The organism is Actinacidiphila paucisporea, from assembly GCF_900142575.1.
Lineage (GTDB): Bacteria > Actinomycetota > Actinomycetes > Streptomycetales > Streptomycetaceae > Actinacidiphila > Actinacidiphila paucisporea.
The window spans coordinates 27,832-52,855 of the sequence record NZ_FRBI01000038.1 but is presented as its reverse complement, the minus strand read 5'-3'; the positions used below and the strand labels follow the sequence as shown (position 1 = coordinate 52,855).

Sequence of the window (25,024 nt, the reverse complement as noted above, 5' to 3'; positions counted from 1 at the left end):
TGGGCTCCGGCGGCCAGTACAGCACCACGTGGAACAACGTGACCAACTTCGTTGCCGGCAAGGGCTGGAACCCGGGCACGACCGCCCCCGTGACCTACTCGGGCTCGTGGAACTGCAACGGCAACTGCTACCTGTCGCTGTACGGCTGGACCACGAACCCGCTCATCGAGTACTACATCGTCGACAACTACGGCAACTACAACCCGAGTTCCGGCACCTCCAGGCTGGGCTCCGTCAACAGCGACGGCAGCACGTACGACCTGTACCGGACGCAGCGCGTCAACCAGCCCTCCATCCAGGGCACCGCGACGTTCTACCAGTACTGGGCGGTCCGCCAGGCGAAGCGCACCGGCGGCACCATCACCGTGGCCAACTTCTTCAACGCGTGGGCGCAGGCGGGCCTGAACCTCGGCACCCCGAACTACGAGATCCTGGCCACCGAGGGCTACGGGTCCTCCGGCAACTCCAACATCACCGTCGCCAGCACGACGCCGACCACGCCTCCTCCCACCAGCAACCCGCCCACCTCGACGCCTCCCACCAGCACCCCGCCGACCACCCCGCCGCCGAGCGGCGGCGGCAACGGCTGCACCGCGACCTTCACCAACTCCTCCGACTGGGGCGCCGGGTTCACCGGTGTGGTGAACGTCAAGAACAACGGTTCCGCCACCACCAACGGCTGGACCGTGCAGTTGGTCTTCCCCGGGAACCAGACGGTCACCAACATGTGGAGCGGCACCTACACCCAGTCCGGCAACACGGTGACGGTGAACAACGCGAGTTACAACGGCGCCGTGGGAGCCGGTGCCAGCACCTCGTTCGGGTTCAACGCCAACTACTCAGGCAGCAACGGCGCTCCGACGCTCTCCTGCACCACCCGCTGACCCCGGTCACCGCCAGAGCCGCCGTCGGCGGCGCGGCCCACGGGGACCCGGCAGGCCCCGCCCCCGCTCGTTCGCGGGGGCGGGGCCTGCAGCTCGGCGGCGAGCGGACCCACGAGCGCAGAACTTCACGGTCCGCATCGGAGACGACCAGCGGCAGGCCGACAGGCATACGCCATTCAACCGCACCCCAAGCCGCTGTCCGAGAATCTCATTCACGCGACACTGGAAGGTGCCGAATTCGTCCTTCATCTGCTCGATCATTCGCTCCTGGCTCCTCACCCGGAAATCATCGGCGGCCTGGCGTAGAGCCTCGTTACGAGCGTCCAGCAGTTTCGGGTACGTTTGCGGACTGACCGCTTCCAGCGGTGCGGGATGACGTTCACGGCCTGGCCGATCACTCCACCCGTCACCACGGCGCCGACGACGGTCCCCTCCAGTTCCTGCTTCTTCGCCTCCAGCGTTTCGTCGAACTGAGCCAGAAGTCGCTGACCCTCCTGGGGACTCAACCCCCGTGCGGACTGCTCCACCGCGCTGCGCACTTTCTCTTGACCTTCGAGTGCGGCCCAGGCGAACCAAAACATCCCCTCCGATATAGTCTCCGAACTCGGCAGAGGCTCGGTGAACACGGCGGCACGACCGGTGACAGCCGACTCCACTCCCTCCCCCAGCCCGGTCACGCGCGGGCGCCGACCTCGGCGGCGGAGGCGCGGGCGACTCCCCCCGGTGACCGCAGCCGGCGGAGTGCTGGTGCTCCTCGGGCTTAGCCCACGAGTGCCCGGACTGACCGAGCAGCTGTACGACGGCCGCGTTGCCGACGGCCCGCTGAAGGCCGGGCAGGCCCTGCGACCGTCCGGGGAGGGCTGGCCCGGACCGGCGGGGTGAACGCGCGGCCTTCTCGGCCCCGCCCTTCTTGGCGCTCTCGTGGCTGTACAAGGAAACCCCTCCGATGACGTGAAGTCGTCAACTTCCTACCCGACCTTCTCCCCCCGTGCCAGAGTCTCCCGGGCAGCACCGGCTGATCGAACGGGCACCTGTCGACGGCGGCCCGGCGGGCACGGGCCGAAATCTTTGAGGTCTGCTTCCGAGCACGGCGGTCGAGCGGACTCCCCAAGCGCGAAGTCCACCTCCCGGCGCCCGAGGACGCGGTCCATCCGGCGCGGGCAGCGCTCCGGACGGCGACGAGCCGCAGGGCGGCACGCCCGACCTGAGCAAGCCAAGGAATGAGCTGTGAACGGTCAAGATTTGCCCACGCCGACTGACGTACCTCTGTAGACGAAGTGGCTGCGTAACCCCCGAATCAGGGGTCAGGGGAGGCGTACCGGCTGGTGAGGGCGCCACTTCCGGCTATTGACCGGGTCACGCCAATCTGCTTTTCTGTCGCCACGGCGCACCCCCACCAGTCATCTGTCGGATCGTCAGCACGACTCCTCGCAGTCGGTTCCGCCTCCGTCGAGAGCTCCGCGAGGGGCCTTGGTGGATCGCTTGGCCATGACCACGCTCGGCCGGCTCGTCGCTGCGGCCCGGCATGTCCACCTCATCTACGCGCGTCCGGCTACCCGGACCGGACCTCACCGGCCCGGAGCCGCCCCACCCGGCAGTCCAAGCCCCGGCCGTCGCCGGGGCTGTCCCGGTGCGTCTCCTTCCGTCCCTACATGCGGATCAGCGCTGCCCACCGGCAGCCGGAGTCCGCGAAGAAAGGTTCCTCCACCCATGGGCGAGACCTATCACCGCAGAGCGGCACGAGCGGCCTTCACCGGCCTCGCGTCGCTCGCCCTCGTCACCGGCGCAGCATTCGCCGCCGCACCCCTGGCGGCAGCCGCGCCGGCACCCGCGTCCGGCCAGTCGGTCGCCAACCCCTACAGCCCCGCGCACGACCACGCCTACCGGCACGGCGTCGTACCGACCCTCCAGCAGAACGCGAAGATGAAGTCGTGGGCCGCCGCTCAGGCGTCCCCCGCGGCGACCGGGCCGCAGACGCTGTCCTACGGCGGCGGCATCGACGGCATCGGTGTCCAGAACGGCCACTCGAAGGTCTACCTGGTCTTCTACGGCACCCAGTGGGGCACGCAGAGCACCAACAGCAGCGGCGACGCGACGTTCTCCGGCGACGCGAAGGGCGCCGCCCCGGTGGCCCAGGAGATGTTCAAGGACATCGGTACCGGCGGCGAACTGTGGTCGGCCGACCTCACGCAGTGGTGCGAAGGTCCGAACGTCGCAACCGGTGCGACCAGTTGCCCCTCGAACGCCAGCTTCATCCCTTACCAGAGCGGCGGAGTGCTCAGCGGCGTCTGGTACGACAATTCGGCCGCCTCGCCCAGCGCTGCCACCGGACACCAACTGGGAGTGGAGGCCGTGAAGGCGGCCAGCCACTTCGGGAACACCACCGCTGCGGCCAACCGGGATGCGTACTACGTGATCCTTTCCCCGCACGGCACCAACCCGGACAATTACCAGAACCAGTACTGCGCCTGGCATGACTACAACGGTGACACCACGCTGACCGGCGGCGCCGTGTCCTCGACGGTCGGTGACGTCGCCTTCAGTAACCAGCCGTACAACATCGACTCCGGCGCGGGCTGCGGCGTCGGCTTCGTCAACTCCCCAGGAACACTCGACGGGTGGACGATGACGCTCGGCCACGAGTGGCAGGAGATGATGTCGGACCAGAACCCGGCCGGCGGCTGGACCAACCACACCGGCAGCTCCTACGACGGCCAGGAGAACTCCGACGAGTGCGCCTGGCTCAACCCCGGCACGACGGGCGGCGCGGCGAACATCACGATGGGTACCGGCACCTTCGCCGAGCAGGCGAGCTGGTCCAACGACACCAACTCGTGCGCCATCTCGCACGCGATCGTCGGCGGCGGCAGCACCGGCAACACCGTCACCGTGACCAGCCCCGGCAACCAGAGTTCGACCGTCGGCACCGCGGTCTCGCTGCAGGTGCGCGCCAGCGACTCGGCTTCGGGACAGACCCTGACCTACAGCGCGACGGGCCTTCCCGCCGGGCTGGGCATCTCCTCCAGCGGCCTGATCACCGGCACGCCCACCACGAGCGGCACCTCCACCGTCACCGTCACCGCCAAGGACACCACCGGCGCCTCCGGCAGCGCGTCCTTCACCTGGACCGTCAGCACCACCGGCGGCGGTTGCGCCAGCCCCGGCCAGAAGATCGGCAACCCCGGCTTCGAGACCGGAACGGCCGCACCCTGGACCGCCAGCTCCGGCGTGGTCGACAACAGCTCCGGTGAGGCCGCGCACTCCGGCAGCTGGAAGGCGTGGATGAACGGCTACGGCAGCACGCACACCGACACCGTCTCCCAGTCCGTCACCATCCCGGCCGGATGCGCGGCGACCTTCTCCTTCTACCTGCACATCGACACGGCCGAGTCCGGCAGCACGGCCTACGACAAGCTGACCGTCCAGGTCGGCAGCACGACGCTGGCCACCTACTCCAACGTGAACGCGGCCACCGGCTACGCCCTGAAGTCCTTCTCCCTGTCCAGCTACGCCGGGCAGACGGTGACGCTGAAGTTCACCGGCACCGAGGACTCCTCGCTCCAGACCAGCTTCGTGATCGACGACACGGCGCTGAACGCCTCCTGACAGCACGTTGGTTCGCGGTGGTGGGGCGGGACGTCCGCGCCACCACCGCGGTATCCGGGACCATGAAGACGTCACAGCCCAGGAGGTACGCCGATGTCCGGTCGAACGATCCGCGATGCCGCCGCACCCGCCGGTCGCGGACTTCCCACCCCGCTGCCGGCCCTGGTCCTCGCCGCCGTACTCTGCGCGACCGGTGCCTGCTCGTCCGCGTCGGGCCACCCCACGGGGTCCACCGCCGACCCGTCGTCGCACACCGCCGCATCCCCCGCGACGCTCACCCTCGACGAGCACGCCCTGCGGACCAGCGTGCGCGTACGCAGCGGCACCGCCGTCATCGTCCGGTTGCACAGCACGTACTGGTCGACGCCCACGACTTCCGACCCGGGCGTGCTCGTGCCCGGCGGCGGCGGAAGCTCTCCCACCGGCTCGTGCCCGCCGGGTGGCGGCTGCGGCGTGGCGTCGGCCCGCTTCACCGCGACACACCCCGGCACCGTCCGCATCACCGCCCACCGCTCGTCCTGCGGCGAGGCGATGCGCTGCCCGCCGGGCCAGAGCGCTTACGAGGTCACGGTGACGGTCAGCGGGTAGGGACTGTCCGGCCGAACGCGTAGGCCAGGCCGCGGGCGTGCCGGTGCTCCACCGACCAGCGGACAAAGTGGCCGGTCTCGTCTGGAGCGATGGACTCCAGGCATCGATGCCACCTACTGCGCGCGACCGGGCAGCCCAGCCAGCCGGCACAGAGCCACGGTCCTCTGGTCTGCAACGAGGAGGGCTTCGTCATCTCGGCGGGCACCCCCGGCACCACACTGGTGAATCCCGAGGACGCCTTTGATCTCCAGCCTTTGCCCAACTGGGAGCGCAACACGAGATGCTGCGGGCCGACCGGCAACGAAGGGCTCAACCGAGCCTGCCCCTGCGGTGCTCCGGTCGCGACCCTCGCAGCCGACTGCTTCGGGCCCTACGAGCGGTGCGACGTACGGTCGGGGCAGCCGGGACCTGGCCGGGGCGCGCCGGCGCCCCGCGGCGCCCCACAGTCCGGGCGACGGCCCGCTGCGGCCCAGCGCCCCCCGGGATGGGCACGGGCGGCTCGCCGACGGGTAACGACTGGGCGCGAGCCGGCGGGTCCGTGCATCCATCCGGCCGCCCGGCGTGTCTCACGTTTGGCCGCTCACTCCCATGTGGCCGCAGCACAGGCGCATTTGGAGCATCTATCGTGATAACCGGCAGCAAGGCCATCCACCGCGTCACCGCGGCCGCCGTCACCGCGGGCACCGTCCTGACCGCCATGGCGGTCGCCGCACCGGCGCAGGCCGCGACGCCCCCACCGCCGTCGATCGCGGCCAAGGGCGGCTTCGTGATGAACAACGCGTCGGATGCGACGTACTACACGAAGGCGGCCGACACCCGGCGGTCCACCGGCTCCACCACGAAGATCATGACGTTCGAGGTGGTGTTGCGGCAGAAGAACCTCAACCTGAACTCGCGAATCACCGTCCAGAAGGCGTACAGCGACTACATCGTCAGCAAGAACGCCTCCTCCGCCCACCTGATCGTGGGCGACAAGCTCACCGTGCGGCAGCTGCTGTTCGGGATGATGCTGCCCTCGGGCTGCGACGCGGCCTACGCGCTGGCCGACCGGTACGGCGTGGGCAGCACCCGGGCCGCCCGGGTCAAGCAGTTCATCGGCCAGATGAACTCCGCCGCGAAGGGGCTGGGTCTGAAGAACACCCACTTCGACTCCTTCGACGGGATCGGCAACGGCGCGAACTACTCCACGCCGCGCGACCTGACGAAGCTGGCGAGCACCGCCATGAAGAGCGCCGACTTCCGCTCCGTGGTGAAGACCCGCACCATCAAGACGAGGGTCGTCACCAAGACCAACGGGTACCGCAACTACTCCTGGACCAACACCAACACGCTGCTCGGCAGCTACACCGGGACGATAGGCGTCAAGACCGGCTCAGGCCCGCAGGCCGGCTACTGCCTGGTCTTCGCCGCCACGCGCGGCTCGCGAACCGTCATCGGCACCGTCCTGGCCTCCACCTCCGCCACCCAGCGCGCGACGGATGCCCGGAAGCTGATGGACTACGCCTTCAAGCGCTGACCCCGCGCCGCGCCCCGCGGGCCCCGCCCGCCACTGCGGCGGTCGGGGCCCGCTGCCACCGCCCACGGTAATAACGGCCTGGTCGGCGGTGAGCAACCGCGGTGTCGGCGTCGCGGAGTTGGAGGCGGGCGTCGGCGGTACGGCTCAGGCGGCGGGCGCGTGAGCGGGGGTGGGCGCCGGTGTCGTGCGCGATGCGCCCCTGTCGGCCGCGAAGGCCACGGTCGTCAGGTGCCCGGCGATGACGGCGACCTCGACGGCGGACGCGCGCCGTCCAGGACGGCCGTGACCAGAGGACCACCGCCGCGGCGAAGTGCCCGACTGGCCCGAGTGCGTTTTCCGGAGACTCGGCAGCCCGGCGCTCACGGGTCGCGGCGCACTCGCCAGGCTCCGAGGGCGAGGGCGACGGCGAGGTACAGGGCGAGATCGAGGAAGGCCATGCCGAGCGAGGGTGTGCGGGGTGAGTCGGGCGGAATGTGCGTCTGGGCGAGGACGTCGGAGGCGTTGGACAGCACCAAATGGTCGGGGAGATAAGACCAGTTGTCGAAGGCGCGGGCGAGACCATAGGCGAGGTAGACCAGGCCGAACATGCCGGCGACGGCGCCGGCGGTGTGCCGGATGACCGCTCCGAGGCCGAAGCCGACCATCGCCACGACGAAGAGATACAGGCCGGCGCCGGTCACCGCGCGCAGTACCCCCGGATCGCCGAGACCGACGCTCAGGTGCGCGTGAGCCAGGTTGCGCTGCCCGAGGAAGAAGGCGGTGAAGGCCATGCACTCGCCGAGGACCAGCGCGACCGCACCGATTACCAGCGCTTTGGCGGCGAATACGGTGCCGCGCCGGGGGACGGCGGTAAACGTCGTACGGATCGAGCCGGTGCGGTACTCGGAGCTGACCGCGAGCACGCCGAGCACGCCGAAGGCCAGTTGCCCGATGACGAATCCGGTGAAGCAGTCGCCGACGGGGTCGAATCCGGCGCGGTCGCCGGCGGACATGGTGGGCCAGTTGTGGGCGGCGGAGGCGGTGTCGACCCATCCGAGGACCAGTCCCATGAGCAGGGCGCACAGCAGGGTGAGATAGGTGGAGCGGACCGAGCGCAGTTTGATCCATTCGGAGAGGACCGCGCGGCGCAGGACCCTGTCGTGGGCTGTCATCAGCGGTGCACCGCCCGGTACTCGGACGCGTCCGCGGTCAGCCTGAGGTAGGCGTCCTCCAGCAGGGTGCGAGCGTCTGCCCCCGTCCTGGCGTCGGCCCGCTGGGCGAGCAAGTCGGCCGTGCTGGTGTCAGCGAGGAGGCGGCCCCGGCCGATGACAAGCAGATGGTCGGCGGTCAGGGCGGTCTCGCTCATCAGGTGGCTGGAGACCAGGACGGTGCGGCCTTCGCCGGCGAGGGACTTCAGCAAGCCCCTCATCCAGCGGATGCCGCCCGGATCGAGGCCGTTGACCGGCTCGTCCAAGAGCAGTACAGGTGGGTCGCCGAGTAGCGCGGCGGCGATCGCGAGCCGTTGCCGCATGCCGAGCGAGAAGCCGCCGACACGCTTGCCGGCGACGCTGTCCAGGCCGGTGCGGGCGAGCACCTCCGCGATCCTGGCTCGCGGCAGGCCGTTGGTGGCCGCCAGGGACTCCAGATGGCTGCGGGCGCTGCGGCCTCCGTGCACGGCGGCCGGGTCGAGGAGAGCGCCGACCTCACGCAGCGGGTGGCCAAGGCGGGCTTCGGCCACCTGGTCATCGACGACCGGCCCGAGGAGGCGCGCGCCGCCCTCGGCGCCATCGAGACCACCGGACGCGAGGCACTGGGCGAGATGCGGCGCCTGCTGGGCGTGTTGCCGGAGGAGCCCAAGGACGGTGAGACCTGCGAGCCCGCGCTCGTCCCCTGTCCCGGACTCGCCGGCTTGGACCGGTTGCTGGCCTCGACCGCCATCGCGGGCCTGCACGTCGAGCTGATGGTCACCGGCAGCCCCCAACCGCTGCCCGCCGGGGTCGATGTGTCCGCATACCGGATCGTGCAAGAGGCCGGGTGGTCGTGGCAGACGACCAGGCCCTGGTCTGGGCGGCCCTGTGCGGCATCGTCGGGACCGCGCAGGACCTCGCGGTGGTCGCCGCGGTCGACACCGGCACCACAGCCGTCGAGGCGGCCAGGGCTCAGCACGCCGATGTCGTGCTGATGGACGTGCGGATGCCCGACATGGACGGCATCGAAGCCACCCGGTTGATCTGCGCCCCAGCCTCGGGTCCTGTCCCCCGCGTCCTGATACTCACCACCTTCGACCTGGACGAGTACGTGTACGGAGCGCTGCGCGCCGGAGCCAGCGGGTTCCTGCTCAAGGACACCCCGCCGACCGACCTGATCGCCGCCGTACGCGTGATCGCCGCGGGAGACGCACTGCTCGCCCCCGGCATCACCCGGCGTCTGATCACAGAGTTCACCGCCCGGCAGGCTCCCCTGCCCACGCCCGCACTTAGGGACCTGGCCGGCGTCACCACGCGCGAACGGCAGGTACTGATCCTGGTCGCCGAGGGGCTGTCCAACGCCGAGATCGCACACCGCCTGCACATCACCACAGGAACCGCCAAAACGCATGTTGGACACCTGCTGACCAAGTTCCAGGTGCGTGACCGCATCCAACTGGTCATCCTGGCCCACCGCACCGGGCTCGTACCCGGACAGCCCTCATTATCCGGTGACGCACCGGAATCGCGCTGACGGGCGGATCAGGCCGCGTGACCCGTCGGGGTGGGCTCCGGTACGAGCACCGACTCCGCGCCGCCCGGGTTGTAGTCGCGGAACCAGCTCAGGTCGTCGGAACCCATCGCGTGGAAGTGGCGCCCGGCGTTGTCCAGCAGGGTCGTGTGGGCCTTGCCCTGGTCGAGCCAGTCGACCTCCAGGTCGAAGGTGCAGTCGCAGTGGTGATCGCCCACCTCGATCCGGAACTCCTCCGGGGAGCCCGCGGTGACGTAGAAGTAGACACCGGCGGCCGACCGGGTGCTCGGGACGACCCGGGGTGTCCGGTCGTCCAGCCGGGTGGAGAAGCTCCGCGGCTCCCCCTGGGCGCCGCACCCACCGCAGGGGACGTCCACGTACAGCCCCGCCCGCGGGTCGGTCCTGCGCTGCAGGTGCACCACCTGTATCTCGTTGATCAGTACGGCCTCGGTACTGCTGGTCTGCAGCGTGATGAGGATGCCGTCGGCGAGGTGGGCGATCCCCGGTTCCTCAGCGAGGGCACGGCCCGCCCCGAGGTCGCCGTCAAGCACCTCCTTGGCCTTGGGCCAGTAGTAGTGGACGGCGGTCGAGGGCCCGCTGACCGTCGTGGTGGCGCTGATGACCCCGCTGCCGGTCCGCACGCCGTCCGCGCCGCCGGACGACGGACCGGCGCCGGCGTCGTCGGCCGACGAGCGATGGAGGCCGATGAATGTCGTCGTGACCGCGACGACGAGCGCGAGCACGACGACGGCGACCAGCGCACGGCTCTGGAGGCCGACTGTCACCGTGGTCCGGCCGCCGCCGGAGACCACGATCTGGCTGCTGCGCCGCGACCCGGTCAGTTGGATCCCGCCCGGCGGCAGGCCGCCAGGACCGCCACCCCCTGCGGGACCCGGAACGGACGACGCGGCCCCGGCGGTCGCCCCCTGTTCCGCGCCCCTGCCCGGCAGATCCGCGAAGCCCGGGCCCGCGGCTGCGACCACGGCGGCAGCAGCGACGCCGAGCGAGGCGGCGACCACCCAGCGGTCCGCCGACTCCTCCAGCAGTGGTGGCAGGAGAAGGGCACCGGCCACCCACATCGTGACGGCGCAGACCGCCAGTGCGAGTCCCACCATGACGAACCAGCGTGCCCAGGACGGCAGTCCGGCGGGCCGGTCTGCCCTCGTTGCCTCGGATGACGGCGCCGACGACGGCCCGGTGAACGGCGCGGCGGTCGGACCGGCTCCGGGGCCGGGGGCTGCGGCCGCACCACCCGGGGCGGGCAGGGCTCCCACGTCGGCCATTGCACCCGTGGCACGGCCACCCGAGCCGCCCGAAGTGCCGCTCGCGGCCGTCGCCTCCGGCTCTCCCGGGCCGCGCTGCTCGGGCAGCGTGCCGACGAACTCCTCCAGCAGGCGCAGGCTTCGCCGCCACCGCATGAAGTCGGCCCCGAACCGGCTGTCCGCGGCTGCGGTGTCCATCAGCCACCGCGCCAACTGCCGGGCCGTGGCCCGGTCGTCCGGCGCCTCACGCAGCGCCGTCAGAAGCGCGAGCCCGGCTGCCGGATCCGGCGGACCCGCGACGCCGAGGGCGGCGGGCCGTCGTGCCGGGTCGATGGTGGGCCTGTCCCCGGCGGGGGCGGGCGAGCTGCCGTCGGCCGAGCCGACCAGTTCGATCAGCGGGGCCCAGTACCGCGCCCCCTGATGGCCGGAAGCGGCCCCGGCCACGTATCCGAGCAGGGTGGCCAGCATGCCCGTCTCCAGCTTGCGCCCCCCGATTGTCCCCACTACGGCCCTCCCCCTTCGACTCGCCCCAATGAAGATGCTCGCACAGATCTGACTGCTTTTCAGCTCTTCCGGACCCCTGTGGGCGCTCCGGGCTAGGGTGGGCGAATCCTGGCTCCGATCGCAGGGCACCCGCTCGGCCGCCACGCTTCGGGAGCGCTGGCGGGGGCGGCCAGAACAGGGGGTGGCTGATGAGATCCTGGGCACTTGCGGTTGATCTGGGCACGGCCTGGACGAGCGCTGCGACGGCGTCGCCGCACCATCCGCAAGGCCCCGGCAGCACCCCCCGGATAGCGTCGATCGTCTATCCGGCCGCAGACGGTGGGCTGTTGATCGGAGAGGCCGCCCAGCGCCGGGCGGCGGAGCTCGGGGAGCGGGCCCGGCCCCCCGCGGAGCCCGGCGCACAGGCTGCCGGGGCGGACAGGTTCACCCCGGCCCAGGCGTGGGCGGCGCTCGTCGTGGCGGTGGCCGGTGCGGTCGTGCCCGGGTGCCCCACCGGAGGACCGTGGGAGTTGCTGGTGGTGCACCCGGCGGGATGGACCCCCGACGCGTTGTCCGTCCTCGGCCGGGCGCTGGAGGCTGCCGGGCTGCCCGCGCCCCGGTTCGTCCCGCGCGCCGTCTGCGTCGCGGAGGCCGCGGACGCTGCGGCCCCGGCCGACCCCGCGGCCCCGGCAGGGAAGCCGGAGACGCCGCCGATACCGGGTGAGCCGCGGACGCCGGCGACGCGGCGGGCACAGGACGGCATCCTCGCCGTCGTCACTGACGACGGAGCGGACTTCGAGGTCGCGGTCCTGGAGCGGACGCGTGGCGGATTGCGGCTCGCCGGACCGGGCGGCGGCCTCGGCGTCGACGCGGACCGGCCGGCCGACGCCACCGCACGGGCGCTGGGGCACGAGCTCCTCGCGACTCTCGCCGGTGCCGGGCTGCCGCCGGACCGGCTGGCCGAGGTCGTCCTGAGCGGTCGGGCGGCAGCCGGTCCGCATGTTCGGGAGGCCGTGGGGACCATGACCGGTGTGCCCGTGCGGGTCGCGTCGGACATCCCGGGCGGCGCAGCCGGGGCTGCCCTCGCCGCGTACCGTCTCGGCCGGGGCGAACGGGTGGCGCATCCCGGCAGGCCGGCCCGGCTCGGCAACCGGCGGCTGATCGCGTGTGCCGCCGCGGTGGCCCTGGTGCTGGCCGGCCTGGGCGCGTACGCCCTCGCGCGGCCACGGCACCCGGCGGCGACTCCGAGCGCCGCCCGGAGTACGCCGGGCTCGCCGCGGCAGGGTGGCTCACCGGCGGCCGCCCCGGGCGGGACGGCGGGCGGTTCCTACGACGTCTACGTCGCCGACCAGCAGACCGACTCGCTCAGCCGGGTCGACACCGCCACCGGGCAGGCCGGGCCGCCCGTCCAGCTCGGCTCGTGCCAGTGGCCCAGCGATGTCGTGGTCAGCTCGGACCGCAAGCAGGCGTTCGTGGAGTGTGCCGGGGCGATGATCAGGCCGGTGGACCTGGCCACGGGGACCGTCGGACCCCCGATCACGCTCCCGTCGCAGGGGAACAACGACCTTGTCTTCTCGCCCGACGGGTCGGTGCTCTACGCGCTGTCGGTCGACGACCACCGCGACGCCGGCGCGGTCACCCCCATCGACACCCGAACCGGCAAGGCGGGCAGGTCCGTTCCGGTCACCGGCAACGTCCACACGATGGCGGTGACCCCCGACGGACGACATGTGTACGTCCTCGACTACGGCACAGGCGGCGGAGCGACGGGGTCGGTGACCGACGTCGACACCACCCGCGGGACCGCGTCCGGACCGATCCCGCTCGGCAAGAACCCGACCGCGATCGTCCTGACCCCGGACGGCCTGACGGCCTACATCGCGTGCAGCGACTCGGGGTTCGTCGTGCCGCTCGCCACCGCGACGGACACTGCCGGGCAGCCCATCCCACTGGCGGGCGGACCGGTACGGCTTGCGATCACCCCCGACAGCAGGACGCTCTACGCCCTCGTCGGCGGCCTCCCGACCGCCTCGGGCACGGCGGTCACCCCGATCGACACGGCGACCGGTGTGACCGGCACACCGATCGACGTCGTCGGCAACGACATGGCGATCACACCGGACGGCAGGCAGGTCTTCGTGTTCGGGTCCGCCATCGAAGCGGCCGCCGACTGGTTCGACACGGCCACCGGGCGGCTCCGGCCGCGGATCACCGTCGGCACCTACCCGTCGGGCCTGGCGTTCTCGGCCGACGGGACGCAGGCGTTCATCCTCAAGGACGGGACCGGGAGCGGGGACCCGGTCACCACGGTGGTCCCGGTGGCGTTGCCCTCCGGCCGTACCGGCAAGCCGATCAAGATCCTCCCGGGGGCGGGCGTGATCGCGGTTGCCGCACCCCGGGTCCGCCCCCATCCGGTCCCGACTCGAACCGCCCCGGTTGTCTCGCCGACCACGGGCGCCGACACCGGTGCGGGTTGCGGAGCCGCTGGTACGAGCCCGTCGGGCGGCAGCCTGGTCCTGACCGTCACCTCCGGCTCGGTGACCTGTGCCGAGGCGCGCAAGGTGCTGGGCGATTACCGCGCGTCCCACGACCGGGAGGGCTCCGGCGGTTTCGCCACGGTGGACGGCTGGGACTGCGGCCACGACAGCGTCGCGGGATTCGAGCACTCCGGAGAGTACGAGAGCTGCCAGCGAGGCGGCGCCGTCTTCCGCACCCGGGCCGCCTGACGCTGTCCTTGCCGAAAGCCTGGTCCGTCCTGATCAGCCGATAGGTGCGCGAAATGGGGCCGCCGGCCGCGCCGAGGCAGGAGTGGAGGGATCGGGACGGGTGGCAGCCCGGTGATCGGGGACCGTCAAGGTCGGCCCCCCGGTGAATGTCTTCGCCGGGGGGGCCGGATACGAGAGCGGACGATGGTGCGGAGGGGCTGGTGGTCAGTTCTTCTTGTAGACGGTGACGGACTGGCCGGCGCAGGTGGTGCTGCCGGCGACGCTCACGGCCCCGGTGGTGTCGAGGACCTTGGTCCACGTGCCGGCGGGCAGGGTGACGTTGTAGGTGCCGGCGGTGGGATTGTCGACGACGACGGTGTCATAGGCGGTCGGCGCGCTCGCGTTGGAGCTGATGGAGCCGATGACGACGGAGCCGTCGATCCTGGTGGTCATCTGGTTGTGGACGGCGTCCCAGGTGGTCAGGCGTGATGATCGCCGTGCCGGCCGGCGGGTTCTTCTACCTCGTCCAGCGGCACCTGGTCACCGGCCTGACCGCAGGCGGCAGCAAAAGCTGAGCACGCCCGGCTGCTCCCGGCCCGCGCGTCCTTCCGCCACGAGGTGCCCGAGCCCGATGACGCACACCCGCGCACCACCCGCGCAAGACCGCAATCCGCCCCGCATCCCGAGGGACCCCATGACACCGGACACCCTGCTGCACGCAAGCACCGAAGCGAGCGCCGCCGATGCCACCGCCGCACGCAGAACCGGCTGGTGGCGCGACGCGGTGATCTACCAGGTCTACCCCCGCAGCTTCGCCGACGCCGACGCCGACGCCGATGGCGACGGCATAGGCGACCTGCCCGGCATCCGCAGCCGCCTGCCCCACCTGCGCGACCTGGGCGTCGACGCCGTATGGCTTTCGCCGTTCTACGCCTCCCCGCAGGCAGACGCCGGATACGACGTCGCCGACTACCGCACCGTGGACCCCGTGTTCGGACAGCTGTCCGACGCCGTCGCCCTGATCGAGGACGCGCACCGCCTCGGCCCGCGGGTCATCTTCGACATCGTGCCCAACCACTGCTCCGACCACCACCCCTGGTTCCTCCAGGCACTGCGCGACGGCCCCGGCTCCCCCGCCCGCCCCCGCTTCCACTTCCGCCCCGGCAAGGGACCGGCCGGCGAGCAGCCGCCCAACGACTGGGAATCCGTCTTCGGCGGCCCGGCCTGGACCCGCACCACCGACCCCGACGGAACCCCCGGCGAGTGGTATCTGCACCTGTTCGCCCCGCAGCAGCCCGACTTCAATTGGGACCACCCCGCCGTCCACGACGAATTCCGCTCCATCCTGCGCTTCTGGCTCGACCTCGGCGTCGACGGATTCCGTATCGACGTCGCCCACGGCCTGGTCAAAGCACCCGGCCTTCCCGACACAGGTGTTCACCACAGACACGCCTGCTCGACGGACAGGCCACACCCTGCTTCGACCAGGACGGTGTCCACGCCATCTACCGCCGCTGGCGCGAACTGCTGCAGGAATACAGCGGGGAGCGTGTCTTCGTCGCCGAAGCCTGGACCCCGCCATCCCCCGCACCGCGAACTACGTCCGAACCGACGAACTGCACCAGGCGTTCAACTTCCAGTACCTGGCCGCCTACTGGGACGCCGACGCCCTGCGCGGGGTCATCGACACCACCCTGCACGCCATGTGGACCGTTGGCGCCCCGCCGACCTGGGTCCTGTCCAACCACGACGTCACCCGCCACACCACCCGCCTCGCCAACCCGCCCGGCTCCGGCACCCAGATGCGCACCCCCGGCGACCCTGCCCTCGGCCTGCGGCGGGCCCGCGCCGCCAGCCTGCTCATGCTCGCACTGCCCGGCTCTGCATACATCTACCAAGGCGAGGAACTCGGCCTGCCCGACGTCACCGACCTGCCCGACACCGTCCGCCAGGACCCCTCGTACTTCCGCGCCAGCGGCCAGGACGGCTTCCGCGACGGCTGCCGGGTCCCGATCCCCTGGTCCGGGACCGAACCGCCCTACGGCTTCGGGCCCGTGGGAGCGCCGACCTGGCTGCCGCAGCCCGACTCGTGGGCCGGGCTGAGCGTCCAGGCCCAGACCGGCGACCCGGACTCCACCCTGGAGCTGTACCGCGCCGCCCTGGCCCACCGGCGCGACCATCCGGCACTGGGCGCCCCGGACAACCTGTCCTGGCACGACAGCCCGCCCGGCACCCTGGTTTTCGACCGGACCCCCGGATTCCGCTGCACCGTCAACCTGACCGCTGAACGAGTCGCTCTCCCAGCCGCCGGCACCATGACGATCCCCGCCACCGGCCGCCTGATCCTGGCCAGCGGCCCGGTCACTCACACTGGTGGCGGGATCCTGCTGCCGCCGGACACCACCGCCTGGTGGTCCCTGAGCTGACCCGCACCCGGCGGGACAGAAGCCCGGCGGACCACTCCCCGTAACCGCCCGGCACCAGGACGCCGTCCTCAACTTCGGCGAGCTGTTCCTCGCCAGCTACCTGGCCGCCCGCAGCTGGCGGCGCGGGACCAGGACGGCGGCCCCCGCCTCGCCGCCGGCCCAGACTGCGGCCTGACCGCCCGGTCCGCGGGGGCGCCCGACGTGGGCCTCACCGCCGGAGCCCGCCGCCGTACGCCGGGCCTGCGCCGCGAGGAGGTGGCCCAGCTCGCCGGCATGTCCGTGGACTACTACACGCGGATGGAACAGTCCCGGGGGCCGCGCCCGTCCCGCCAGATGCTCACGGCGCTGGCCCGTGCCCTGCGCCTGACGGAGGACGAACGCGACCACCTCTTCCACCTCACCGGTGAGCAGCCGCCGCGCCGGGCGACTGCCAACCGCCCGCCCCGAGGACGCAACATGATCCGCCGCTTCTTCCTGGACCCGGCGGCCCAGGAGCTCTTCCCGCCCGAGGACCGCCCCAAGCGCGCCCGCGAGCTGGTCGCCGGTCTGCGAGCGGTGGCCTCGGCCCGCCCCACGGACCCCGGACCCACCGCCCTCGTCGCCGAACTACGCACAGCGAGCGAGGAATTCGCCCACCTCTGGGACGAGCACGAGGTCGCCGTACGCCGTGCCGCCACGAAACGCTTCCGGCACCCTGCGATCGGCATCCTCGAACTCGACTGCGAGGTCCTCGTCAACTCCGGCCACAACCAGCAACTCGTCATCCACACGGCCCGCCCAGGCACGGAGTCGTACGAGCGCTTGCAGGCGCTGCGCCTGGTGGTCTCGCCGGACCTCACGCCGACGGCCCCCTGACCGCCTGCGCGCCTTCACGGCCCGGCCCCGGACCCCGCCGCCGCCAGATCGTCGGCGGGACATACCCGGGGATCAACGCCAACAGTGCGGAATATCCGTGAATAGCCATCCCCAAGCCCACCTTGCAGGGATACAGTGGAGCGAACTCACTTCCAGGCGATCCAGGGAAAACAGCACCGGCGCCGAACAGTTCAACCGCCTGGAGAATACGATCTTTCGGTGCGCGACCCGAGGACGGTCACGGCGGCCGCGAATGCGATCTGTGGCGCGTCCTCGCTGGTCAGCGGGATGGGGCGGCTGCGGGCGTCGGGTGGGCACATGGGTGAACGCCGACTCGGGCGCCCGGTCCCGCTGGAGACAGCTCCCCAGTAATCGACCATGACGATAAACGGGCCGACGGAATCCGCCTCTGCCGACCGGCCCCTGCCGAAATACACGTACGTCCGAATTCGACTGGAGGATGAATCATGGACTTACCTGCTCACGCTGCCGCCCCACCTCGCGAAGACCCGGCCGAGGTTTCCGGCAGACGGGCTTTCCTCGGCAAGACGCTCGCCGTGACCGCCGGCCTGGCCGGTGCCACGGTGGCGGCCGGTGCGACCGCCGCCCCCGCCCACGCCAGCTCCCTGAGGCCCCAGGCAACACAGACGTACTGGCGGTTCTGCAGCAAGTGCTACGGAATGTTCTACTGGGGCTACTCGGGCAACGGCGTCTGCCCGGCCGGTGCGGACCACCTCGCGCAGGGCTACAACTTCGTCCTCCCGCATGACGTGGTCGAGACACCGACCGCGCAGGCCTACTGGCGGTTCTGCAGCAAATGCTACGGAATGTTCTACTGGGGCTATTCGACCCGGGGTAGGTGCCCGGCCGGTGCGGACCATCTCGCGCAGGGCTACAACTTCGTGCTCCCGCACTCGTAGGAACGGCCACCCGCCGCGGCGGGGCGTGCGACCCCTGTCCGGCAACCCGGCCCAGGGTCCGTCTCGTCCACCATGCGCGCCGGCCGCTGACGTCGCGTGCTCGGTCTCGTCGTGACGGCACCCGCACGATTCCCGTGCGGCAGCCCGCGCAGCGGGATCCGGCTGACGGTGAGCCGGATCCCGCTGCGCGCTGTGCCGGCGCCGCGGAGATGGATGCTCTCCTCCTCCCACGACGACGTCAACGACCAGTCCGCCCGCGCTGCACGGCAAAGACCGTGGCAGGACCAGCCCCGCAGCCCGCGGCTACCGCCAGCCGAGGTCGGGGGCGACGTGGGTGAGGATGCTCTCCAGGACGTGGGCGTTGTAGTCGACCCCGAGCTGGTTCGGAATGGTCAGCAGCACGGTGTCCGCGGCCTGGATCGCCTCGTCCTCCCGCAGCAGCTTCACCAGTTCGTCCGGCTCGCCGGCGTACGAGCGGCCGAAGACCGCCCTGGTCTTCTCGTCGATCATCCCGACCTGGTCCTGCGAGTTGCGGTCGCGGCCGAAGTAGGCGCGGTCGGTGTCGCTGGTCAGCGCGAAGATGCTGCGGCTGACCGAGACCCGCGGCTCGCGCTCATGGCCGGCCTCCTTGTACGCCGCGCGGTACGCCTCGATCTGCTTGCGCTGTTGGACGTGCAACGGCTCGCCCGTCTCGTCGTCCTTCAGCGTGGAGCTCTGCAGGTTCATCCCCAGCTTCGCCGCCCAGACCGAGGTCGCGTTCGAACCGGAGCCCCACCAGATCCGGTCGCGCAGCCCGGCGGAGTGCGGCTCGACACGCAGCAGCCCCGGCGGGTTGGGGAACATCGGCCGCGGGTTCGGGCGGGCGAAGCCCTCACCCTCGATCACCTTGAGGAACGCCTCCGCGTGCCGCCGGGCCATGTCCGCGTCGGTCTCCCCCTCGGCAGGCGCGTACCCGAAGTACCGCCAGCCCTCGATCACCTGCTCCGGTGACCCACGGCTGATGCCCAGCTGCAGCCTGCCACCCGAGATGAGGTCGGCCGCGCCGGCGTCCTCCGCCATGTACAGCGGGTTCTCGTAGCGCATGTCGATCACGCCGGTACCGATCTCGATCCTCGACGTGCGCGCGCCGATGGCCGACAGCAGGGGGAAGGGGCTCCCCGCCTGCTCCGCGAAGTGGTGCACCCGGAAGTACGCGCCGTCCACCCCCAGCTCCTCCGCCGCGACCGCGAGGTCGATCGACTGGTGCAGGAAGTCGGCGGCAGAGCGCGTCTGCGAGTGCACACCGGGCGACCAGTGCCCGAACGAGAGAAATCCGATCTTCTTCACACCAGGTCATAGCGTGTGAAGGCCCCCGTTGATTCCCCCGACGCATCACGACGAGTACACCGGGCGGGCGCCCGGGACAGGAGGCCAGCCGCTGCCCCGATGTCACCCTGAAGTGGGACACCACGGGCTGTTACCGATCCGGCCGACGGCACGGGCTGAATACTCCCGGTCATGGGGATCGACGCGCGCGCCCGCCGGGACGGCCTGGACGACTGGGCGCATCAGGCCGTCGCGTGAGCGGTCGGCCCCGCGTCTGCCCGTGAGATCGAGGCAGCGCTTGAGCCCGGCGACGCCGCCGGAGCCATCGAGTTGATGACTGACCTGTCGGCCTTCGATCTCGCCTACTCGCCAATCCTTCTCCGAGACCGTGATCACGCGAAGCGGGCGGCTACGCGGGTGGCGAAGCTGTCTGGACCGGGCACCAGTTGGGTCACGAACATGGAGGGCATGGACAACGGCCGCGCGTGGACGCCCGTCACCCGACACGGCATCGATATCGTGGTTGCCGGAACCAACAGCGAGCAGTTCGCGATACTGCTCGCGCTGGGTGACGACTAGCGGGAGCCAGGCCCCTCGCCTGGGCTGATGGCCGGCCTGCCCGGATAATCAGCTCTGACTCAGGCCGCTCGCCTGGCAGTCGGCCCGGGCGCCGTGAGATCGTCCGCAGGTGACCGACGTTGCTGGTGGAGAAACCACTTCGGGATGACCGGACGACCGCGCCGCGTCCGCCCTGTGCTTCGTGACGGAGCTCGTCGCGTGGGTGGCCACCCCCTGGGCATTGGCCGGCCGCTCATGGCTGCTTGCCGCTGTGCTCTTCTACTTCGCCGGCCACGGTCTGCGCACCGACGGCGGCCGGCTGTGACTGGCGCTGCTCGACTCCACGGACGATCCGTCGAGGCCGCAGCGGACCGCGTTGCCCGTCGACGACGTGCCGGACCTGCTCGACGGCTCCCGGGCCAGGCACGAGCTGGCCATCCTCGACTGCCGCCTACTGCAGCGCCAGTTCCTCGCTGACCTGCCAGTACGTGACCTCGGAGCTGTTGTCGAGGCCGAGACCGGAGCCGGAGGCGGGCGCGGTGACCGTGACGTGGCCGTCCGTGCCGCCGCCGCTGCGGTCGGCCAGGGTGACGTTGAGGGTCTTGGTGCGGTGGGTGGGCTTTTCGGAGAGGTAGATCGCCGCGTACGCGGTGTGACCGGGAGTCAGCTCCACCACGGCCTGCGGGACGGTGTCCTTGTTGACCGGCAGGTTCTTGCCCGCGACCGGGTCGGGCCCCTGCACGTCCTGCGGTTGATCGCCGGACACGGCTCCCTGCACACCACCCAGCGCTACCTCCACCCCGACCTGCACACCGTCATGCACGCCGGCGACACCCTCAGCACCCACCTCACCACGAAGCCCGGCCTACCCCCGCCCCCGCCGAGCCAGGGGCGAACACTCCGGGGTTTGTAGGAAACCGACAATAAATTGGCCCCCAGGACCCTGACGCCCCATCACATGGAAACCGTTGCCGACAACAGCGAAGGCCCGCTGACCTGGCCAAATGCCAGTCCAGCGGGCCCCGGCGCCGCTCCCGGACCGGGCGCCAAGCCCCTGATCGGCATGTGCGACGCCGCCCGCTGCCTGCAGGTCACCCACCACCCGCAGCACCGCGCAGTGTGGGCGGACAGCGCGGAGCGCAGTCGGCGCCTGCTCACCGCCCTGCCGCGCAGCCAGCGTGACGCCCGCGCCCGCGTCCAGGCTGACGTCGACCGCTCCCTGCACGTCGTGGGACGCCATCGACCAGGCGGACACGCCAGGGGAGGTGTGATCGTGCCACGGATCAGCGCGGACGGCCGGGCCCGCAACGAGCAGGCGGTGCGGGTCGCCATGGACCGCCTGCTGCGTGGCGAGGTACCGGCCGGCGGTCACGTCGACCTTAAGACCCTCGTCGCCGAGGCCGGCATCCCGCGCACCGGCTTCTACGCCAAGCGCAACCGGGACGGCACCGTGCGGCGCGGCCCCTACCAGCACCTGGCCGAAGAGTTCGACCGCCGCCTTCAGAGGCTGCGCGAAGTCGGAATGGTTCCTGACCCCCGGGACAGCCAGATCGAACGTCAGCGGCAGGCCAACGACGCGCTGCGCGAGCGGCTGCGCCGCCGGGACGCCGAGATCGCCGAGCTGAAGGCGTTCCGCCAGCGGACCCTGTCCCAGCTCGCCGCCCAGGACGCCGAACTGCAGCGCTTGCGCGGCCAACTACAGGCCGGCGTGCGGCGCCTGCGCCCGCCGGAGCCGGATCCGGCCGGCCCCTGCGGATGGGACCGACGTACGCGACAGTTCTCACCGTGCCGCAGACCACTCCTGCACTCGGTGGTAGGCACTGACCGTTTTCAGGTGACACGAAAGACCGGCCAGCCGATCTCTGTGCGCCACGCGGCGGGATCGCTTGTGTCACGAGGGCTGACGACGTAGACCTCCCGCACCGGCCCGGCCACGGACATCGCGTTCTCCACCACCCAGGTGCCGAGTTCACCGTAGGTGACCTCGATGCTGTCGTGCTCGCCGACGTGGGTGGTGACGGCCAGTTCCGCGGCCGGCAGAGTCACGGGGTGCACGCGCCCGGTGCGGGGTCGCGCGGCGGTCGGCAGGTAGAGGACCGCGTGACCGCGTTCCTGCTCGAAGAGGGAGTTGTCGTAGGTGCCGCCCGGTGGTCCGGTCATGGCGGTGCCGACGGCCGCCTGCAGTTCGGCCATCGCGCCTGCGTACCAGGTCTCAATGTCACCAATTTCGACTATTCCCTCCACCGCCGCGACCGTCCGGGCGGGCTCCGCACGCAGCTCCACGTCGATCGGCGCGGGGTCCGGCTGGAGCAGGCGGCGCAGTGAGACGACCGCGGCCCGGGTCCGGTCGAGCACGCCTTCAAGGCGTTGCAGGTGCTCCGTGACCAGGGCCGCCCGGACACCGGGGTCGGGGGTCTGCAGGATCTGCTGCACACCGCTGAGGGGGACGTCGAGCTCGCGGAGCCGGTGGATGACCTGCGCGGTCGGAATCTGGTCGACCCCGTAATAGCGGTAACCGGTGGTCTCGTCCACCACGGCGGGTTCCAGCAGAGCCGCTTCGTGATACCGGCGCAGAGTCCGTACGCTCAAGTGGGTCAGCCGCGAGAACTCTCCGATGGTCAGCATCCCGTCATTTTGAGCCCTCTCCCAGGGGGAGAGTCCACGGCTTGACCCTCCCGCGCCGTGAGGTCACACGATGGGCTCATGACACAGCACACCGATCTCCCGTCCGAAGCACTCCCGGCCACCGTGCGCGAATTCCTTGCCGCCCACGTCATACGTGACGCCGACACCTCCTCGTCGTTCCTCGCCGAGGATGCGGTGATCGTCGACCAGGACGAGACCTTCCGCGGCCACAAGGAGACCCATGCGTTCCTGCGGGACGCCGGGGCCGAGTTCGAGTACACGACCGAGCAGATCGGCGCTCGCCGCATCGACGACACCCACTGGGTGGTGACCCTGCGGCTCGAAGGCACCTTCCCGGGCGGCGTCGCCGCGCTCGACTACCGATTCACGCTGCGGGACGGCCTCATCGCCGACCTCGTCATCGCCAACCACCCGGCCTGACCGAACCCGCACCACCCCGAACTTCAATGGAGAGACAATGCCTAGTTCAGATCGCGATCGTCTCGACGGCCGCCGGGCACTGGTCACGGGCGGCTCGAAGGGGGCGGGCAAGGCCGTCGCACAGCGACTGCGAGAAATGGGCGCCGACGTGTACGTGACGGCACGGACCATACCCGACGGATACGAGCACCCTGACCGATTCATCGAAGCGGACCTGACGACGATCAACGGCACCAACACTGTGGCCGACCGCATCGCAGAGGCCGGCGGCACACTCGACATCCTGGTGCACGTCGTCGGAGGGACATCGACGCCGCCTGGTGGATTCGCGGTCATCACCAACGACCAGTGGCTCACCGAGCTCAACCTCAACCTCCTGGGAGCGGTGCGGCTGGATCGAGCTCTTCTGCCGGCAATGATCGCGTCCGGGTCGGGCGTGGTGCTGCACTTCACCTCGATCCAGCGCGAGCTGCCCCAACACGAGGCGTCCTTGGCCTACGCAGCAGCGAAGGCGGCGCTGCGCACATACAGCAAGGGGCTCGCCAACGAGCTCGCGCCGCGAGGCGTACGGGTCAACGCCATCAGCCCCGGCGGAATCGAAACCGAAGCCTACGAACAATTCGTGGACCGGATCGCCGAGGGCAACGGACTCACACGTGAAGCAGCCAAGCAGACCATCTACGACTCACTCGGGGGAGTACCCCTGGGACGATTCGCGCAACCCGAGGAAATCGCGGACCTGGTCGGATTCCTGGTCTCGGACCGCGCCTCGGCGATCGTGGGCGCCGAGTACGTGATCGACGGCGGCACCGTCCCGACCGTCTGAGCCAGCCGCCGGCTCCCAGGAGCTACCCGCGAACGGCTCGATCCGCCAGCGGAAACCCCTCCTTCACAAGGACGACTCTCAGACGCTGCCGAGAAGCGCGCCGACTGCCATCGTCGCGCTTCCGGCGCTCACCTGATCGTGGAGATCGGGGCGCGCATCTGCAGGCCGACTGCGCGCCACGCGCCTGCGTGCACGAGCGCTCCGGCTGACCCACCAGTAAGGACAACACATGACCAGGCACATCACCGACCGGCGTTCCCCCCAACCGGTCGGACCGCCCCCGCCCTTCGACCCGGAGCTCGCTCCCATTGTTGTGCTCCTGACCAGCCTGCGCTCCCCCGACGCGTACCGCTTGGACAACATCGCTGAAATGCGCCAGCCCGTCCCCGGCGTGGAGACCCCGACCGACGCAGTCCTCTCGCGCGGTGGCACCTACAGCGTGGAGGAGCGGACGGTGCCAGGGCAGGACGGGCAACCGGATATCTCGCTGCTGATCTGTCTCCCCAAGCACGCGGCGACGCCGACCCCGGCGATCTACCACATCCACGGCGGCGGGATGATCGTCGGAGACAACCGGTTCGGCCTGGCCGAAATGCTGAGCCTGGCCGAGCCGATGGACATGGCCGTGGTTTCGGTGGAGTACCGGCTCGCACCCCAGACACCCCACCCCGGTCCGGTCGAGGACTGCTACGCGGGCCTGGTGTGGCTGTCCGATCACGCCCACGAGCTCAACATCGACCCTGAACGCATCGTCATCGGCGGTGCGAGCGCCGGCGGCGGCCTCGCGGCAGGTGTCACCTTGATGGCACGCGACCGCAGCGGCCCGGCAATCCTCGCCCAGATGCTCCTGTCGCCGATGCTTGATGACCGCAACGACTCGCCCTCTGCCCGGCAGATGCGCGGCGTCGGTATCTGGGACAGCTCCTCGAACGAGACCGGATGGAACGCGCTCCTCGGCGAGCGCGTTCGCGGAGGACCGGACGTGTCCCCGTACGCCGCGCCTTCCCGCGCGGCAGACCTCTCCGGCCTGCCCTCCGCGTTCATTGACGTCGGGTCGGCCGAAACGTTCCGGGACGAAAACGTCGCCTACGCAAGCCGCATATGGCAGGCGGGCGGCCGCCTCGAACTGCACGTCTGGCCCGGCGGGTTCCACGGGTTCGACGTCGTGGCCCCACATACCATGATTTCGCAGGACGCCATCGCCGCCCGAGCGGCATGGCTGCGCCGTCAGCTCACGGCCTGACACACAGCCCCGGCCAGGTCACCGCGGCCGGCCCGGGCGGCTCCACCCGGCAGCGGCCCCCACCGCGACCGCTCCCCATCCTCC

The 25,024-nt window shown here is 70.9% G+C and carries 22 protein-coding genes and 3 pseudogenes; 17 read left to right on the top strand and 8 right to left on the bottom strand.

Annotated elements, in window-relative coordinates; translation table 11 throughout:
* On the top strand, positions 1-884 hold an 884-nt coding region (locus BUE44_RS33045; protein ID WP_073502712.1), incomplete at its 5' end, for a glycoside hydrolase family 11 protein.
* Positions 885-1,159: 275 nt separating this feature from the next.
* On the opposite strand, the gene BUE44_RS37660 is transcribed toward BUE44_RS33045, so the two are convergent.
* Positions 1,160-1,465, bottom strand: coding sequence for a hypothetical protein (locus BUE44_RS37660; protein ID WP_159450326.1), 306 nt, complete (start codon positions 1,463-1,465; stop codon positions 1,160-1,162).
* A 1,129-nt stretch (positions 1,466-2,594) separates the two neighbouring features.
* Between BUE44_RS37660 and BUE44_RS39045 the strand changes: the two genes are divergently transcribed.
* From BUE44_RS39045 to BUE44_RS33020, 3 genes are all read left to right on the top strand, one after another.
* Entirely contained in the window at positions 2,595-4,490 is a 1,896-nt protein-coding gene (locus BUE44_RS39045; RefSeq protein ID WP_235002707.1) for a putative Ig domain-containing protein, read from the top strand.
* A 93-nt stretch (positions 4,491-4,583) separates the two neighbouring features.
* A complete protein-coding gene (locus BUE44_RS33030) occupies positions 4,584-5,078 on the top strand; it encodes a hypothetical protein (protein ID WP_073502710.1) in 495 nt (164 codons plus the stop codon).
* A gap of 697 nt (positions 5,079-5,775) precedes the next feature.
* Complete coding sequence (locus tag BUE44_RS33020; protein WP_107415926.1) at positions 5,776-6,594, top strand: D-alanyl-D-alanine carboxypeptidase family protein; 819 nt, start codon at positions 5,776-5,778, stop codon at positions 6,592-6,594.
* Between the two features lie 359 nt (positions 6,595-6,953).
* Here the strand turns inward: BUE44_RS33020 and BUE44_RS33015 are convergent, their stop codons facing one another.
* Both BUE44_RS33015 and BUE44_RS33010 read right to left on the bottom strand, forming a co-directional pair.
* Positions 6,954-7,745 carry an ABC transporter permease subunit gene (locus BUE44_RS33015; RefSeq protein ID WP_073502707.1) on the bottom strand — a complete coding sequence of 264 codons (792 nt, stop codon included), beginning with the start codon at positions 7,743-7,745 and terminating at the stop codon, positions 6,954-6,956.
* Positions 7,745-8,368: pseudogene (locus tag BUE44_RS33010) on the bottom strand (ABC transporter ATP-binding protein); the annotation flags it as partial. The pseudogene BUE44_RS33010 and the gene BUE44_RS33015, both read right to left, overlap by 1 nt.
* Between BUE44_RS33010 and BUE44_RS39040 the strand changes: the two are divergent.
* Entirely contained in the window at positions 8,288-8,755 is a 468-nt protein-coding gene (locus BUE44_RS39040) for a sensor histidine kinase (protein WP_407640086.1), read from the top strand. The pseudogene BUE44_RS33010 and the gene BUE44_RS39040 overlap by 81 nt on opposite strands.
* The gene (locus BUE44_RS33000; protein ID WP_407640085.1) at positions 8,647-9,294 is read left to right on the top strand and encodes a response regulator; all 648 of its coding nucleotides are present in this window, start codon (positions 8,647-8,649) and stop codon (positions 9,292-9,294) included. The genes BUE44_RS39040 and BUE44_RS33000 overlap by 109 nt, the downstream gene beginning before the upstream one ends.
* Positions 9,295-9,302: 8 nt before the next feature.
* Here BUE44_RS33000 and BUE44_RS32995 read toward each other — a convergent pair whose 3' ends face one another.
* A complete protein-coding gene (locus BUE44_RS32995) occupies positions 9,303-11,057 on the bottom strand; it encodes a hypothetical protein (RefSeq protein ID WP_143172643.1) in 1,755 nt (584 codons plus the stop codon).
* 326 nt (positions 11,058-11,383) lie between these two features.
* On the opposite strand from BUE44_RS32995, the gene BUE44_RS32990 reads away from it, so the two are divergent.
* Positions 11,384-13,762: a hypothetical protein gene (locus tag BUE44_RS32990; RefSeq protein ID WP_073502702.1), complete on the top strand. Its 2,379-nt coding sequence runs from the start codon at positions 11,384-11,386 to the stop codon at positions 13,760-13,762.
* Between the two features lie 204 nt (positions 13,763-13,966).
* Here the strand turns inward: BUE44_RS32990 and BUE44_RS32985 are convergent, their stop codons facing one another.
* Positions 13,967-14,194, bottom strand: a complete 228-nt coding sequence (locus BUE44_RS32985) for a hypothetical protein (protein WP_073502701.1) — start codon at positions 14,192-14,194, stop codon at positions 13,967-13,969.
* 26 nt (positions 14,195-14,220) lie between these two features.
* Here BUE44_RS32985 and BUE44_RS36870 point away from each other — a divergent pair.
* The 4 genes and pseudogenes from BUE44_RS36870 to BUE44_RS32970 form a co-directional block, all read left to right on the top strand.
* Positions 14,221-14,316, top strand: a pseudogene (locus BUE44_RS36870) (ABC transporter permease); the annotation flags it as partial.
* A 119-nt stretch (positions 14,317-14,435) separates the two neighbouring features.
* Positions 14,436-16,167 (top strand): annotated as a pseudogene (locus BUE44_RS32980) (glycoside hydrolase family 13 protein).
* Between the two features lie 201 nt (positions 16,168-16,368).
* Positions 16,369-17,022, top strand: coding sequence for a helix-turn-helix transcriptional regulator (locus BUE44_RS32975; RefSeq protein ID WP_235002705.1), 654 nt, complete (start codon positions 16,369-16,371; stop codon positions 17,020-17,022).
* A gap of 467 nt (positions 17,023-17,489) precedes the next feature.
* Positions 17,490-17,942, top strand: coding sequence for a hypothetical protein (locus tag BUE44_RS32970; RefSeq protein WP_143172642.1), 453 nt, complete (start codon positions 17,490-17,492; stop codon positions 17,940-17,942).
* A gap of 303 nt (positions 17,943-18,245) precedes the next feature.
* Here the strand turns inward: BUE44_RS32970 and BUE44_RS32965 are convergent, their stop codons facing one another.
* On the bottom strand, positions 18,246-19,268 hold the full coding sequence (locus tag BUE44_RS32965) for an LLM class flavin-dependent oxidoreductase (protein ID WP_073502698.1): 1,023 nt from the start codon (positions 19,266-19,268) through the stop codon (positions 18,246-18,248).
* Between the two features lie 312 nt (positions 19,269-19,580).
* On the opposite strand from BUE44_RS32965, the gene BUE44_RS32960 reads away from it, so the two are divergent.
* Together BUE44_RS32960 and BUE44_RS39435 are read left to right on the top strand one after the other, a co-directional pair.
* Entirely contained in the window at positions 19,581-19,826 is a 246-nt protein-coding gene (locus tag BUE44_RS32960; RefSeq protein ID WP_073502697.1) for a hypothetical protein, read from the top strand.
* A gap of 181 nt (positions 19,827-20,007) precedes the next feature.
* The gene (locus BUE44_RS39435) at positions 20,008-20,130 is read left to right on the top strand and encodes a hypothetical protein (RefSeq protein WP_265737191.1); all 123 of its coding nucleotides are present in this window, start codon (positions 20,008-20,010) and stop codon (positions 20,128-20,130) included.
* Between the two features lie 126 nt (positions 20,131-20,256).
* Here BUE44_RS39435 and BUE44_RS37255 read toward each other — a convergent pair whose 3' ends face one another.
* Positions 20,257-20,571 carry a hypothetical protein gene (locus BUE44_RS37255; protein WP_159450325.1) on the bottom strand — a complete coding sequence of 105 codons (315 nt, stop codon included), beginning with the start codon at positions 20,569-20,571 and terminating at the stop codon, positions 20,257-20,259.
* Between the two features lie 192 nt (positions 20,572-20,763).
* Between BUE44_RS37255 and BUE44_RS39675 the strand changes: the two genes are divergently transcribed.
* Positions 20,764-21,717 (top strand): coiled-coil domain-containing protein, encoded by a 954-nt coding sequence (locus BUE44_RS39675; RefSeq protein WP_200804601.1) that lies wholly within the window; start codon positions 20,764-20,766, stop codon positions 21,715-21,717.
* On the opposite strand, the gene BUE44_RS32945 is transcribed toward BUE44_RS39675, so the two are convergent.
* Positions 21,636-22,430 (bottom strand): MerR family transcriptional regulator, encoded by a 795-nt coding sequence (locus tag BUE44_RS32945; protein ID WP_073502695.1) that lies wholly within the window; start codon positions 22,428-22,430, stop codon positions 21,636-21,638. The genes BUE44_RS39675 and BUE44_RS32945 overlap by 82 nt on opposite strands.
* Before the next feature lie 78 nt (positions 22,431-22,508).
* Here BUE44_RS32945 and BUE44_RS32940 point away from each other — a divergent pair, with 78 nt between their 5' ends.
* From BUE44_RS32940 to BUE44_RS32930, 3 genes are all read left to right on the top strand, one after another.
* Positions 22,509-22,871: a nuclear transport factor 2 family protein gene (locus BUE44_RS32940; RefSeq protein ID WP_073502694.1), complete on the top strand. Its 363-nt coding sequence runs from the start codon at positions 22,509-22,511 to the stop codon at positions 22,869-22,871.
* Between the two features lie 37 nt (positions 22,872-22,908).
* Entirely contained in the window at positions 22,909-23,697 is a 789-nt protein-coding gene (locus BUE44_RS32935) for an SDR family oxidoreductase (protein WP_073502693.1), read from the top strand.
* Between the two features lie 229 nt (positions 23,698-23,926).
* Positions 23,927-24,940 (top strand): alpha/beta hydrolase, encoded by a 1,014-nt coding sequence (locus BUE44_RS32930; protein ID WP_073502692.1) that lies wholly within the window; start codon positions 23,927-23,929, stop codon positions 24,938-24,940.
* Positions 24,941-25,024 lie beyond the last annotated feature (84 nt).